The organism is Nannocystis bainbridge, from assembly GCF_028368995.1.
In the GTDB taxonomy this organism is placed as follows: domain Bacteria; phylum Myxococcota_A; class Polyangia; order Nannocystales; family Nannocystaceae; genus Nannocystis; species Nannocystis bainbridge.
Genome location: NZ_JAQNDL010000003.1, coordinates 2,902,729 through 2,915,913, shown reverse-complemented (window position 1 = coordinate 2,915,913; position 13,185 = coordinate 2,902,729). Strand labels below are relative to the sequence as shown.

11 protein-coding genes are annotated in these 13,185 nt (G+C 70.8%); 6 read left to right on the top strand and 5 right to left on the bottom strand.

Translation table 11 applies throughout. The annotated features are described in order from the left end of the window. The first annotated feature begins 49 nt into the window (after positions 1 to 49). Positions 50 to 1,093, top strand: a complete 1,044-nt coding sequence (locus tag POL25_RS36805) for a hypothetical protein (protein WP_272091039.1) — start codon at positions 50 to 52, stop codon at positions 1,091 to 1,093. A 59-nt stretch (positions 1,094 to 1,152) separates the two neighbouring features. Here the strand turns inward: POL25_RS36805 and POL25_RS36800 are convergent, their stop codons facing one another. Both POL25_RS36800 and POL25_RS36795 read right to left on the bottom strand, forming a co-directional pair. Next, positions 1,153 to 2,061: an alpha/beta hydrolase gene (locus POL25_RS36800; protein ID WP_272091038.1), complete on the bottom strand. Its 909-nt coding sequence runs from the start codon at positions 2,059 to 2,061 to the stop codon at positions 1,153 to 1,155. A 50-nt stretch (positions 2,062 to 2,111) separates the two neighbouring features. After that, entirely contained in the window at positions 2,112 to 3,449 is a 1,338-nt protein-coding gene (locus POL25_RS36795) for a cytochrome P450 (RefSeq protein ID WP_272091037.1), read from the bottom strand. A gap of 236 nt (positions 3,450 to 3,685) precedes the next feature. Between POL25_RS36795 and POL25_RS36790 the strand changes: the two genes are divergently transcribed. Continuing rightward, entirely contained in the window at positions 3,686 to 4,510 is an 825-nt protein-coding gene (locus tag POL25_RS36790) for a TetR/AcrR family transcriptional regulator C-terminal ligand-binding domain-containing protein (RefSeq protein WP_272091036.1), read from the top strand. Positions 4,511 to 4,682: 172 nt separating this feature from the next. Further along, a complete protein-coding gene (locus tag POL25_RS36785; protein ID WP_272091035.1) occupies positions 4,683 to 7,382 on the top strand; it encodes a hypothetical protein in 2,700 nt (899 codons plus the stop codon). 119 nt (positions 7,383 to 7,501) lie between these two features. On the opposite strand, the gene POL25_RS36780 is transcribed toward POL25_RS36785, so the two are convergent. Both POL25_RS36780 and POL25_RS36775 read right to left on the bottom strand, forming a co-directional pair. After that, a complete protein-coding gene (locus POL25_RS36780) occupies positions 7,502 to 8,689 on the bottom strand; it encodes a hypothetical protein (RefSeq protein WP_272091034.1) in 1,188 nt (395 codons plus the stop codon). Between the two features lie 496 nt (positions 8,690 to 9,185). Next, the gene (locus POL25_RS36775) at positions 9,186 to 10,205 is read right to left on the bottom strand and encodes a helix-turn-helix transcriptional regulator (RefSeq protein ID WP_272091033.1); all 1,020 of its coding nucleotides are present in this window, start codon (positions 10,203 to 10,205) and stop codon (positions 9,186 to 9,188) included. A gap of 86 nt (positions 10,206 to 10,291) precedes the next feature. Here POL25_RS36775 and POL25_RS36770 point away from each other — a divergent pair, with 86 nt between their 5' ends. Continuing rightward, positions 10,292 to 10,924 carry a glutathione S-transferase family protein gene (locus POL25_RS36770; RefSeq protein ID WP_272091032.1) on the top strand — a complete coding sequence of 211 codons (633 nt, stop codon included), beginning with the start codon at positions 10,292 to 10,294 and terminating at the stop codon, positions 10,922 to 10,924. Here POL25_RS36770 and POL25_RS36765 read toward each other — a convergent pair. Next, the gene (locus POL25_RS36765; protein ID WP_272091031.1) at positions 10,921 to 11,133 is read right to left on the bottom strand and encodes a hypothetical protein; all 213 of its coding nucleotides are present in this window, start codon (positions 11,131 to 11,133) and stop codon (positions 10,921 to 10,923) included. The genes POL25_RS36770 and POL25_RS36765 overlap by 4 nt on opposite strands. A 531-nt stretch (positions 11,134 to 11,664) precedes the next feature. Between POL25_RS36765 and POL25_RS36760 the strand changes: the two genes are divergently transcribed. Both POL25_RS36760 and POL25_RS36755 read left to right on the top strand, forming a co-directional pair. After that, on the top strand, positions 11,665 to 11,808 hold the full coding sequence (locus POL25_RS36760; RefSeq protein WP_272091030.1) for a hypothetical protein: 144 nt from the start codon (positions 11,665 to 11,667) through the stop codon (positions 11,806 to 11,808). 47 nt (positions 11,809 to 11,855) lie between these two features. Next, entirely contained in the window at positions 11,856 to 13,160 is a 1,305-nt protein-coding gene (locus tag POL25_RS36755; RefSeq protein WP_272091029.1) for an SMI1/KNR4 family protein, read from the top strand. The last annotated feature ends 25 nt before the right edge of the window (positions 13,161 to 13,185 follow it).

The following is a 13,185-nucleotide window of genomic DNA, read 5'->3' as shown; positions in this document are numbered from 1 at the left end:
ACGCGAAGGCAGGGTGTTCGAGTTCGGTCCGCGGCATGCGCTCGTGTGCGTGATGTTGGCGTGCACGCCGCGAGCGGCGCCGAAGGTGCCGGCGCCGCGCGAGTCCCCGCCGCCGCCGACTGCGGTTGCGAGCGAGCCGGAGGTCGCCGTCGTGCCTGCGCGGGTGCCGGCCGATCCGGCGGAGCTGGTCGAGTTCGATCTGTCGAAGCTCGCGTTCGGCCGCTGTCGACAGGACCAGCCTGACGAGGGGCCGTTCGTCGTCGGGCCCGAGGTCGAAGGCTGGCGCGAGGGCGAGCCGCTGTGGGTGATGACGAACGCCGGCGGGGCGGTGCGCGCGGCGGCCGGCAAATCGTTCGAATACTGCGGCGCGGGGCTGTCAGCGCCGGAGGCGGTGACCTCCGACGAGAGCGAGGAGACGTGCGTGAAGGCGGTGGCGATCGTCACCGAGGCGCCGCTGCGGTGCGACGAGGCACTCGGCGCCGGGGCGGCCGCGAAGTACATGGTGGATGGCGGACCGCCGCTCGACTTCGTGTTCGCGTTTCATCGCCGGCATCGCCCGCCGACGCCCGTGGCGATGCAGTTCGAGGTCCGCGTCGACGCGGTGTGTCAGGACCCGGACAAGGACTTCGACGAGCCGGGGGCGATGATCCCGGTGACGGACGCGGCGGCGCCGATCGATCGCTCCTTGTTCGACAAGCAGATCGCGGCGCTGCGCAAGCGGCGGTGGCGGGCGGTGCGGGTGACGCTCGCCGACGGGAGCGAGCCGCTGCACGTGCTGCATGCGGTGGAGCACGGGCGCAGTGTGAAGAGCGCGCAGCTGTCGGTGGTGCGCGAGCTGGCCGACGGCTCGGGGCAGGCGCTGGTGGCCAGGGCCGATCGCGCGTGGCCGGACTCGTTCTTGCTGCGCGATCATCAGTGCGGGCTGCCGTTCTCGCTGCCGCTGCCGGCCCTCGCGTTCATGCACGCGGATCGGCTGCACTGGGTGACGGTCGAGGACGTGAACGCGAAGATCGTGGGGCGCGTGTGGGAGGTCGGGGCGACCCTGCGGCGCGTCGCGGTGCTGCCGATCGCGCTGACTTCGCCGAAGTGGTGAGCGCGAATGATGTGTTCATCAGGACATGTCATTATAAACATGTCCGTCAGGACATGAACTCACGCGAGGGCGCGGCGGAGCGCGGCGACCTGCTTGGCGGCGAACGATTTGGCCACGCCCGCGCGGGCGAAGCGGTCAAAGGCGTGGAACACCCCGGGCACGACCTCGAGCTCGACGGGCACGCCGGCGGCGGCGAGGCGGCGGGCGTAGGCGACGTCCTCGTCGTGGAACAGGTCGAAGGTGCCGACGCCGATCCACGTCGGCGGCAGGCCGGCGAGGGATTCGGCGCGCGCGGGTGCGGCGTAGATCGGCAAGTCGTCGGTGTCCGGCTCGCGGCCGAGGTAGGACGTCCAGCCGAAGCGGTTGCTCCTGGCCGTCCAGATGCGATGGTTGGCGCCGTCGATCGTCCTGCCGACGGTGCGATCGTCGAGCATCGGATAGACGAGGTGCTGGAAGGCGACCGGGACCTGGCGGTCGCGCGCCAGCAGGGTGAGGCCGGCCGCGAGCCCGCCGCCGGCGCTGGCGCCCGCGACGACGATCCGGTCCGGCCGCACGCGCAGCGCGTCGGCGCTGGCGTGCAGCCAGGTGAGCGCGGCGAACAGATCGTCGATCGCGGCCGGGAACGGGTGCTCGGGCGCGAGGCGATACGAGGGCGCGACGACGGTGATCCCGAGCTCGCGCGCGAACATCGTCGCCACCGCGTCGTCCTGCGCCGGCGAGCCGACGATGAAGCCGCCGCCGTGGACCCACAGCATGGCCGGTGTGGGCGCGGTGATGCCGGTGGGCGTGAACACGCGGGCCGTGCCGCCGCCGGGGATCGCCCGCAGGGAGGCGTCGATGCCCGGGGTGCTGCGCGGCGGGCCGGCCTCGCGCGCGAACAGGCGCGACAGTTTAATAATGCGCGGGCCGAAGGCGAAGCGGGGCAGCAGGCGCGCGACGAAGGCCAGGTCGGGGTGGAATTGGCTCATGGCAGCTCCACCCGGGAAGTTAACCGAGGATGCGCCCGATCTGACGCGGCTCAGCGGGCGGCGATCGTCATCGGCAAGCCGTTGCCGAGGCCGAGCGTGCCCTCCATGATCCACTGCGGCACGTAGCCGGGGCGCAGCCTGGGGGTGAAGCGCTGGGCCAGCATCACCAGCAGCACGTGGCTCTCGAGCAGCGAGAAGTTGTTGCCGATGCAGACCCGCGGGCCGGCGGCGAACGGGTGGTAAGCGTGGTCGTGGCGGGCCTTCTCGCGCTCGCGGGTCCAGCGGTCGGGGTCGAACGCCTCGGGGTCGTCCCAGAACTGCGGGTGCCGGTGCGTGTAGTACGGCGAAAGCATCACCGCCGCGCCCGCGGGCACGTCGAAGCCGCCGATCTTGTCGCCGGCGACCGCGTCGCGCACGTAGAACGGCGCCGCCGGATACAGCCGCAGCACCTCTTTGACGACCTGCAGCGCGTACGGGAGCTGGCGCAGGTCCTCGGCCGCGAGCGGGCGATCGCCGAGCACGCGATCGATCTCCTCGTGAAGCCGCTCGGTCACCTTCGGGTTGGCCGCCAGCGCGTACCAGGTGAAGGTCATGGTGCGCGCGGTGGTCTCGTGGCCGGCGAAGAAGGCGGTGATCGACTCGTCGCGCAGCAGCGACTCGGACATCGGCTGACCGGTCTCTTCGTCGCGGGCCTTCATCAGGCGCGACAGCAGGTCGTCGGGCCAATTGGCCTCGTCGGTGGCGCGGCGCTGGGCGATGAGGCTGGTGATCGATCGATTGACCAGCTCGCGCGCGGCGAGGTACTTGCGGTTCCTGCTGGTCGGCACCCACAGGGGCAGGTGCACGCCGGTCATCTTGGTGTCGGTGAACGAGATCATCGTCCCGACGGCGTCCTTCATCTGATGGATCGACTCCATCGTCTCGGTGCTGAACATCGCCTTGAGGATGATCGAGGCGGTGATGAAGGTCATCTCCTCGGCGATCTCGACCTCGGTGCCGGCGGCGGCCAGGCCCTGCCAGCGCTCGACCAGGCGAGCGGTGTCGCGGATCATCAGGTCGGCGTAGGTCTGGATGCCCTTCGGCGTGAAGAACGGCGCCATCAGCTTGCGTTGCCGCCGCCACAGCTCGCCGGAGCTGGTGACGAGGCCGTCGCCGATCAGGTACTTGCGCACGGAGTCGTAGCTGGCGCGCTTGTCGTAGTTCTGCCGGTGCGACAGGTTGACCCGCTCGACCGCGTCGGGGTGCATGACGAACATCAGCGTGCGCCGGCCGATGTCGACCTTGAACACGTCGCCGTGCTCGCGCCACTGCTTGCCGGCGAACTCGAGGAAGCCGCGCTGCTTGACGCCGCGGATGAACTGAAACAGACCGGGGCCGGGCGCCTTCATGGTCGACCCCGCTCGTGGCCCGCGCCGGGCCCGGTGAGAGTGCGTACCGCGGCAGCAGGGCTGGCGTTGAATGGGCGACGATGCATCGGCTCGGGGCTCCTCGCAGCGCGGGGCTGCCTGCGGACAGCGGCAGATCGCAACCGTCCGTTGCCCGGAAGGTGGCACATCGTCCTGGCGATCGCAACGAGTCGTTGCGAAATTGCCGGGCCTCGAGCTACGCTCGCAGGCGAGCCCCGATGAGCGCGAAGGTCCAGGCGAGGCGACGGGCGCAGCCGCGGGCGCGCGGTGAGGCGGTGGTGCGCAAGGTGCTCGCGGCCGCGCTGGGCGAGGTCGGACGCGCGGGCTACCACGGGCTGCGCATCGACGAGGTCGCGGCCCGGGCCGGGGTCAACAAGACGACGGTGTACCGCCGCTGGCCGACCAAGCAGGCGCTGCTGCGCGACGCGCTGCTGTCGATCACCGCGCAGGTGTTCACGTCGCCGCGCACGGGCTCGCTGCGCACCGACCTGCTGGCGGTGGCGCGCCGCAACGCCGCGCTGGCGGCCCACCCCGAGTACCGCGGGCTGTTCCGCATCTTCGTGGCCGAGGGCGACGACGCGGAGCTGCTGGCGATCGTGCGATCGCTGCGCGAGGCGTTCGCGCCGGTGCCGCGGGAGGTGCTGACGGCCGCCCGGGCCCGCGGAGAGATCGCCGCGGGCGCCGGGCCGGCGCTGATGTTCGAGGTGCTGGGGGCGGCGCTCAACTGGTGGCTGTTCTTCGAGCACACGCCGATCGACGAGGCGTTCCTGCACCGGCTGGTCGACCTGATGGTGTCTCAGATGTCTCAGCCAGGGGCCGAGCAGGCGGCGGTCCCGGTCGAGACGATGCTGCAGGCGCTGGGCTGCGGTCGGGCGACGCTCTACCGCTACATCGATCGCGGCCTGATCCCCGCGCCCGCGCAGGGCCGGCGCGGAAAGGCGGCCCTGTGGAGCCCGGAGGCGCAGGCGCAGGCGAAGCAGGTGCGGGCGCTGCTCGACCAGGGCTTCACGCTGGCGGCGATCGAGCAGCGCCTGGTGGCGTGAGATAGGCTGAGACAACTGAGACATGACGCTCCGGCGGGCGCTTGTGGCGACGAGGGGGTCCTGCGATCCTGCGAGGGTGCGAAGCCGTCGGCGAGTCGTCGTTCACGCGCCCGAGCCCGCGCGCGCGGCGGTGATCGATGCGGCGTGGCGGGCAGGGCTTGTCCCGCAGGACATGTCCTCGGGGACAGATGATGCGGGCGAGCTGCTGCTCGTGCGCGTCGGCGACGCGGAGAGCCCGGCCGACGTGCACCTGGAGGACGCGCCGCCGGCAGCGCTCGGGCCGAGCGCGTACGCGGAGCTGCGGCTGTTCGCGGAGGACGCGGACGAGGACGACGCGGAAGCGTGGGACCGGGTGCGCAGCCTGTTCGTCACGCCGGCCGCGCCGACGCCGTACTTGCTTCACCGGTGGTTCGCGCCGCGTTCGCTGATCGGGCGCGCCGATGCGTTCGCGGGGCTCGACGCGTGGCTGGCGAGCGGGCCGCCAGTGCGGGTGATGACGGCGCGCGGGGGCGCGGGCAAGAGCTCGCTGGTGTGGGCGTGGCTCGAGCGGCGGCTGCCGCTGGGAGAGTGGAGCGGGTGCCTCGGCTACAGCCTGTATCAGCCCGGATCGTCGATCGACGATCTGGTCCGCCATCTCGCGGTGTATGCGGCCGGGGTGTCGCCGGCAGAGGCGTACTACGGGCTGCGTCCGGAGCTCGAGGCGGCGGTGCTGGAGGTCCTGCGGACGCGGCCGTTCTTGCTGGTGGTCGATGGACTCGAGCGCGCCCTGGTCGCCCACCATCGCCTGCCGGATGCGGAAGCAGAAGAGATCGATCTGCGGTCGTTCGTCGATCCGCGCGACGGGGCGTTCGTGCGCGCGCTGACGCAGGGGCCGTCGCGCCTGCTGGCGACGAGCCGGGTGCTGCCGAGTGATTTCTTAAAAGAGAAAAAGAATGGCGAGGGGCCGGCGCCGGGGATCGAGGTGTGTGACCTCGAAGGTCTCGAGGAGGCGGAGGTCATGGCGCTGCTGGCCGAACTCGGGGTCGATGCAGCAGCCGAGTGGGTGGCGCCGGCGATGCAGGCGATGGCGAGGAGCGGCCACCACGTGCTGCTGTGGCGCGCGCTGGCGGGGGTGCTGCGCGAGGAGCCCGAGGCGCTGGGGCGGATCGTCGGCGGCGAGGATGACGAGGACGAGGACGACGACGAGGAGGGGGTGCAGGAGCGCATCCTCGAGGAGGCCTTCGATGCGTTGCCGGAGCGGGCCGAGCAGCTCTTGAGCCGACTGGCCTCGCTCGAGTTCGCGGCGGACATCGACGATGTGCTCACGCTCTCGAAGCCGCCGCTGGGGCTGCGCCGGCCGCTGCCGCCGCCGCACGACGAATTGGCGGAGGCCGAGCGCGAGCTGGCCAAGGCGAGCGACCGCTGGCGCAGAAAGGCGCTGCAGGACCGCTGCGAGCGGCTGCGGGCGCGGTGCGCCGCGTGGGAGGTCCACCGCGCGCTCGCGAAAAAGTACGCGCGGCTGCCCGGGGTGCGCGAGCATTTTGCGGGGGTGCACGCCGATCTGTGTCTGCTCGAGGCGCGTGGGTTGCTCTTGTGGGATCGCGCGAGCAATCGCCACGACATCCACCCGATCGTGCGCGCGCACGCGCTGGGGCGGCTCGACTCGTTCGAGCGGCGGGCGGTGGCGGAGCTGCTGCGTGAGCACTTCGCGGGCACGCCCGCCGAGCCCGATGACGTGAGCGGCGTGCCCGACCTGCGGCGCTCGCTCGAGCTGTACCGCGCCGAGCTCGGTGTGAACGATCTGGAGGGCGCCGCGCGGGTGTTCGACCAGCGCTTGATGACGCCCCTCATCGACCGGCTCGACGCGCGGCCGGTGCTCGCCGAGCTGCTCGTGCCGCTGTTCGCCGACGGTTTGCACGCGCCGCCGCGGCTGGCGGGGATCGGGTCTCGCACCAGCAAGATCGGCCATCTGGCGGACGCGCTGGCGGAGCTCGGGCGGCGGGACGAGGCGATGGCGATGACGGAGCTCGGCGTCGGCTTCGATCTCGAGCAGCGGTTCCCGCCCAACCTCGCGTACAGCCTGCTCCAATGGGGTCGACTGCTGGCGGCCGGCAACTTCCCACGCGCGGCGCTGGCGACGTACACGCAGACGCACCGCCTGCTGATAGCGAGCGACCGCCGGTCGGCGGAGCTGCGGCCAGTGCTGAGCGCCCGCGGCGAGCTGGCGGCCGCGCTGGGCCGCTGGAAAGAGGCGGAGGCCGATTTTGAGGCGCTGGGCACCGACGAGCCGATCACGGTCCGCTGCGCCCGGGCGATGATCGCGTTCGCCGCCGACGACGACCCCGAGCCGCACCTGAAGGACGCCGCGTTCCTGTTGACGCGGCGGTGGTTGCCGGGGCGGGCGAAGCTGTGGAACCTGACCGTCGGGCGCATTGCCGCCGGCGACGGCGCGTACGAGCGCGCGGAGGCCCACCTGGCGACGGCCGTGCAACTGGCGCGGCGCGCCGGCAGCGACGCGGCGCGCGCTTATGCGTGGCTGGCAGTGTGCATGGCGGAGACGGGGCGACCGGCGGCGGCGCGCGAGGCGATCGCCGCGGCGAACGAGGCGGCAGCGCGGCATGGCAGCCGGATCGCGGCGATCCTCGGCACGGCGCACCGGTCGCTCGGCGAGCGCGAGCTCGCGGCCTCGCTGGCGCACACGGGCCTGCGCGAAGCATGGGCCGATGGGCGGGGCTACGCGTGGTTCGACGACATGCAGGTGAGCGTCGCGTCGCTACGGGAGCTGGGGCAGCCGGTCGAGCTGCCACCGGACAGGACCGAGACGGCGCCGCGGCTGGCGTGCGAGGAAGCGGTCGCGAAATTCATCGCGGAGCTCGAGGCCCAAAAGGCCTGAGCACGGCGGTGCCCGCATTCGCTGCGGGCAATAAACATTGCAAGGATCGCGGCTGTGATGATTGCAGCGGCCCGGATCTCACATGAAGCCGGGCGCTGCCAGTGGCGCGGCGCGGGGGCTCACTGCGGGGCGCCGCAGAAGTCCTTCGGCTTGGCCCAGGAGAACATGTTGACCCAGAACTTCTGGACGTCGGCGTAGCCCTGCCAGTCGCTGTCGAAGGTGATCCACTCGTCGCCCCACACGACCACGCGGCCGCCCTCCATGTCGGTCTGGTGGGCGATGCCGGCGTTGGACGCCATCACGGTGGCGAACACCTCCGACGTGCCCTGGTTCTCCATGTCGACCGGCTGGATGCCGCCGGCGAAGTTGACATCGGAGACGCCCATCGAGATCGGGTGGCTCTGGTCGAAGGTCGGGATGACCTGGTTGCCGAAGTAGCCGCCCTGGTAGGCCAGGCCGAACGGCGCCAGCGCGGTGTTGGCCCGGTCGCGCTCGGGGGCCGGGTTGAGGTTGTCGAAGTTGTAGCCGATGAGGGTGATCATGCCGCGGCCGTCGTCCTTGACGAACGCCTCGAGCGCGGCGGCCTCGTCGGCGCTGAGCGGCCGCTCGATGCGATCGACCAGCACGAGGTCGTAGTTGGCGAGGAACGCCGGGGTGACCACGCCGGGGTTGTTGAGCAGCTTGGTGCGCGTGACCGCGGAGCCCTGGTCCTCGAGCCAGGCCTCGAAGTTGGAGCTCGGCGCGAAGCCGGAGTCGCCGAGGATGCCGATGTTGAGGCAGTCGCAGATGCCGTCGTTGCCGACGTCGACGTTGTCGATGTTGTCGTCGCAGTCGTTGTCGATGTTGTCGCAGGAGACCTCGACGAGCTCGGTCGGCACGCAGTCGGGCGGCGCGTCGGTGGTGCTCGAGGTGTCCGTGGTCGTGTCGGTGGTGCTCGAGGTGGTGGTGCCTTCGGTGGTGGTGGTGCCGTCGGTCGTGGTGGTGCCGTCGGTCGCCGTGCCGTCGGTCGTGGTGGTCGAAGTCTCGGTCGGGTCGACGCCCTGCGTCTCGCTGTCCGTCTCGGTGGTCGGCTCGCTGGTCGAGGTCGAGGTGCCGGTGCCGGAGACAGACTCACCGCTCGTGCTCGTGGGCGTGACCGTCGTATCGGTGGTCGACTGGGTCCCGGTCTCGCTGGACTCGCTGGACTCGCCGGTCCCGCTGTCAGTCACGCCGGCAGTATCGCCGCCGTTGCTCGTACAGGCCGTGAGCATCAGGCCCAGGCTCGCCATCACACGCACAAGAACAGTCTCGAGATTGCTAGTCATCATGGGTTGCCCAGGATAGCCGCCGGTCACGAGCGACGCTACCGCCGGTGCAGGCGGCCGCGCCGCCCGACGAGCTGCGAGCCTCGCTGATGGCGAGGGTCTCGCAGCGAACGAACGCGGTGAGTCTCGCGACGAAGCACGAATGACCGCGAGTCCACGCGCCCACGCGGCGGCGCCGACGAACGCGGCGAGAGGTGCTCGCCGCGTCGCCGTGCCTCGACGTCACGGACCAAATCCGCGCGAGCATCCCCGCCGTCGCGCCAGGGTAGCCGGTGTCGTACATGGCATCTTGCTCACACGGGCCGCGGGCCTTCACCGACGGCTCGACGCCGATCCGGCCACGAGGTCGGACTGGCCGCGTACCGGTCGTGAGATTAACTTCGAGTCGACGCGCTGGAGCTTCGGGATACATCACCGGCGTGCAAGTGGTTGCCGGTCTGGTCGCCCCCGGCGGTAGCGAAGCGGCGGCGGTGCGCAACGCCGCTGCACGCGGACATCGTCAGCGTCGCTGCGCACGGCTCGGCGGCTCCGACCGCCGGGCCTTCGTCGTCGCCTGCGTGCGTGCGACGCCCGATGCGAGGGTCGCACCGAGCCGGCTCAGCACCGACTCCATCTGCGGCACGAGCTCCTGCCCTTCGATCAGCTCCGCGTCCTGCCCCACCATCGCGAGCTGAGCGAGCAGCGCTTCGATGCTGTCGGCCCCGACTCGCAGCAGGCTGTGGCGGGCGCCGTCCGGTTCGAGGATCCCGCACCAGGTGGGAATGCGGGACGCGAGCGTGGTCGCGCTCCCTTTCAGTCGCAGCGTCACCCGGCAGGCGAACGGCGCGTAGGTGATCCCGCGCTCGATGTGCGCAGCGACATCGGCCGGTTGTGTGCGCGCCGCGAAGACGGGGCCGGTGATCGGCCGGGCCACGATGCGGTCGACCCGGAACGTGCGCCAGTCGCTGCGTGAAAGATCCCAGGCGATCAGGTACCAGCGCCGGCCGTAGCTCGCGATGCGCAGGGGTTCGACCCGCCGACGACTCGCGTCGCCGCGATGATTGCGATAGGCGAACTCCAGGGTCAGGCAATCGCGACATGCGGTCGCGATGCCGGTCAGCATGTCGGCATTCGCCAGCGGCTCGCCCATGCGCAGCGCGATCGTCACAGCATGCAACGCCGACGCGCGCCGCTGCAGTCGCGCCGGCAACAGTTGGTCGAGCTTCGCGAGCAGGCGCAGCGCGGTGTCCTCGATGCCGCCGATGGACGCGGTGGCGACGCGCAGCGACATCGCCAGCGCCACCGCCTCGTCGTCGTCGAGCACCAGCGGCGGCAGATCGGCGCCGCGGCCGAGGGCGTAGCCGCCACCGATGCCGGCCGAGGCCTCGACCGGGTAACCGAGTTCACGCAGGCGATCGACGTCGCGCCGCACGGTCCGCGTGTCCACCTCCAGAGTCTCCGCCAGCGCCGCTCCCGACCAGTGGCGGCGCGATTGCAGCAGACTGGCGAGGCGCAGCAGGCGGGCCGAGGTGGAGAGCATGCCCGAGGCTATCGAGGACAGAATCTGTCCGCAATGGGCGCTACTCTCTCCTCGCGCTTCAACCCCCACCCCCCGAAAGATCCACCATGACCGAGTCGATCATCACCCTCTTTCACAATCCACAATCGCGTTCGGCCGGCGTGCGCGTGCTGCTCGAAGCGCTCGGAGCACCGTACGAAGTGCGATTCATCGACCTCAAGGCCGGGGCGAACCGCACGCCGGAGTTCCTCGCGCTCAATCCGCTGGGCAAACTGCCGACCATCCGGTACCGCGACGCGGTGGTGACCGAGCAGGTCGCGATTTACATCTACCTGGCCGACCTGTTCCCGGCGGCCGGGCTGGCGCCGGCCCTCGACGATCCACGTCGTGGCCCCTATCTGCGCTGGATCGCGTTCTATGGCTCGAGCTTCGAACCCGCGGTGGTCGACCACGCGATGAAGCGCCCGGACATCGAGGCCTCGACCGCTGGTTACGGCAGCTACGATGCGATGCTGAAGACGCTGGTCGAGCAGCTCGGGCGCGGCGATTACCTGCTCGGCGACCGTTTCAGCGCCGCCGACGTGCTGTGGGGCAGCGCGCTGCGCTGGACCACGGGTTTCGGGATCGTGCCCGCGCTGCCGGAGATCCGCGCTTACATCGACCGTGTCGCCGCGCATCCGGCCTTCGCTCGTGCCGCCGAGCTGGACGCGGGATTGATGGCGGAGGCCGCGGTCAGCTAGACCATCGGCCCCGGGGTGACCGGGCGCGTCGTCGGGATATTGGCGATGGCCAGGTCTGCGGCGTCCTGGGCGAGTTCATCCAGCGGCTTGTCGCCCAGGAAGCTCGGGTCGGACAGCCTCTGCATGAAAGCCGAGGCGAACACCTGGGCGTAGACGCGACGCCAGATGTCCTGCCGTTCGTCCTGGTTGTCGACGCGATGGACGCTCATGCGGCCATGCTAACACGCTCCTCCGCAGCGCCGCGCCCGGGTCGCCCGGACGAGCAGGACGCGGTCGCGCTCCCGCGAGCGGCGCGGCCGCCGGGTCCGCGTCGACCTCCTGTGAAGCCGACGAGGCGGGGCGAGCGGTGGCGCTGGCCAGGCCGGGCCTCAGCCGGCGACGAGGCACTGCCGGTGCTGGTGCCGGTGTTGTTGTCGATCCGGCACTCCTGCCACCTCGATCGCAAACCATCGAGCCCAGGTGGGCCCACCGCCATGTCGGCCTCAATCATGGCACTGCGAGCGAATTGCCGCTCTTCGTCGCCCCCGTCGGCGATGGCCGGATGTGGCTCGCAGGCACGCTGTACGGCCCGGGCATCGACCTCGGCGGTGGCGTGCTGTACTCCAACGGCTGGGCGATGTGTTGCTCGCCCAGCTCGACGCCGACGGCAATCATCTATGGAGCCGCCACGCTCGCGCAGCTCGCGGCGGACGGCTCGCACGTGTGGAGCTCCGCGCTGCTCGCCGACCATACCCAACGACGTGTCCTCGGTGGCCACAGCCATCGCCGGGCCAGACGGCGCGGCGATCGTCGCAATCACAGTCAACGGCAAGGTCAAACTCGACGGTGTGCTCGTCGGCACGTCCGGCAAGAAGACCCTCGTGCTCGCACAATTCGGCCTCTGACCGGCGCGCCGGTCTCACCGGTCCGCAGGGTGCCTGGACTCACGCATATGCTCGTCGACCCGGGGAGGATGATCCTGTTCCCGGCGCAGGCGCGACGTGCCAGTCTCGCGCCGGTGTCGCTCAACGATCTACTCACCGCGCTTCGTGGTCCCTCGGGCCTCGGTCCGCCGCCGGGCGTCGCGCTCGCGGCGGTGACCGGCTGTGAGTACCTCCCGCCGAGGAAGGTCGCGCGTGCCGACCTGCAGGCGCTGTGCGACCAGCTGCCCGCGCTGCCCGACGACCTCCGCGACGGCCTCGTCGCCGTCAATCGCATGCGACTGCGCTGGCCCGGCGGTCAGATCCAGCTCCTGGCGGTCAAGGCGCTGGCGGACGCGCTGGCCCGGCACGCCGCTCACCCGACGCAGGACCCGCTGCTGCGCGAAGGCCTGCTCCCGCTCGCGTGCACCTCGCATCGTGGGCACCATGTGCACACGTGCGCGCGACTCACGGAGGGCAGCTATGAGCTGGTGCTCGCGCTGGATACGAAGCGCTGGACGCTGCCGTTTCGGCTGGAGGAGTACCTCGCGCTGGCGATCCGCTGCGCCGGGGCGCCGTTATGGCCGCTACTCGTCGCCGACGCCGCTCGCCGCGAGCTCGGCCTGCCCGGATCTTTCGCGGCGCTGGAGCGCGAGGTCGCCGGGCTCCTGGTGGCGACCTCGCCGGGGGTCGACTGGCACGCCGAGCTCGCGCAGGCCGTGGCCGCCCGCGAGTGGATGCGACCCGGGAGGACCGGGAAGGGGAGGCCGATGATGGACGGTGGCGCGCCGATGTCGAGCGAGACGATCGCCGCGCACTTGATCCTCGGACATCCCGTGCCGGCGGGTGTGCTGAACTTCTATCGCCAGCTCGACGGGACGGTCTTCTCGTGGCGCAGAGACGGTCTGTTCGCGGACTCACGCATCTCCGGCTATATGGACCTGTTCTGGCGTAAAGAGTCTCTCGTCGCGGAATACCTCGGAGATATTCGGCTGAACGGGCGCCCCGAGGGCCAGTACCGGGTGCTCGTCCACGGCGAATACCCGATCTTCATCGATCTGGCGGCCGTGGACCGCTATCCGCTGTATCACTGGAACTACTCCGAGCGGTCGCTCCATCGCATATGCCTGACCTTCGATGAATATATGCTCAGGTTCATCCGCTGCGGCGCCGTCCAGCGCTGGGAGCGGCTGTTTGCGGACGGCTTCGCGGCGGACACCCCGGAGCAACAGGACATATTGCGCGCCGTTCGAACGGTCTGCCTGGACCAGGAGCTCGAGGGATTTCTGGCCCCCACGGCGCGAGCGGACCGCCGGGCCGTCGCCGCGGTGCTGTGATCAGAGGCTCCGGCGGATGCCGGGC

What these genes read in the sequence shown, in the direction of transcription:
- POL25_RS36800 (WP_272091038.1), bottom strand. Translation starts at nt 2,061, where the DNA reads ATGAGCCAATTCCACCCCGACCTGGCCTTCGTCGCGCGCCTGCTGCCC.
- POL25_RS36795 (WP_272091037.1), bottom strand. Translation starts at nt 3,449, where the DNA reads ATGAAGGCGCCCGGCCCCGGTCTGTTTCAGTTCATCCGCGGCGTCAAG.
- POL25_RS36790 (WP_272091036.1), top strand. Translation starts at nt 3,686, where the DNA reads ATGAGCGCGAAGGTCCAGGCGAGGCGACGGGCGCAGCCGCGGGCGCGC.
- POL25_RS36785 (WP_272091035.1), top strand. Translation starts at nt 4,683, where the DNA reads ATGTCCTCGGGGACAGATGATGCGGGCGAGCTGCTGCTCGTGCGCGTC.
- POL25_RS36780 (WP_272091034.1), bottom strand. Translation starts at nt 8,689, where the DNA reads ATGATGACTAGCAATCTCGAGACTGTTCTTGTGCGTGTGATGGCGAGC.
- POL25_RS36775 (WP_272091033.1), bottom strand. Translation starts at nt 10,205, where the DNA reads ATGCTCTCCACCTCGGCCCGCCTGCTGCGCCTCGCCAGTCTGCTGCAA.
- POL25_RS36770 (WP_272091032.1), top strand. Translation starts at nt 10,292, where the DNA reads ATGACCGAGTCGATCATCACCCTCTTTCACAATCCACAATCGCGTTCG.
- POL25_RS36765 (WP_272091031.1), bottom strand. Translation starts at nt 11,133, where the DNA reads ATGAGCGTCCATCGCGTCGACAACCAGGACGAACGGCAGGACATCTGG.
- POL25_RS36755 (WP_272091029.1), top strand. Translation starts at nt 11,856, where the DNA reads ATGCTCGTCGACCCGGGGAGGATGATCCTGTTCCCGGCGCAGGCGCGA.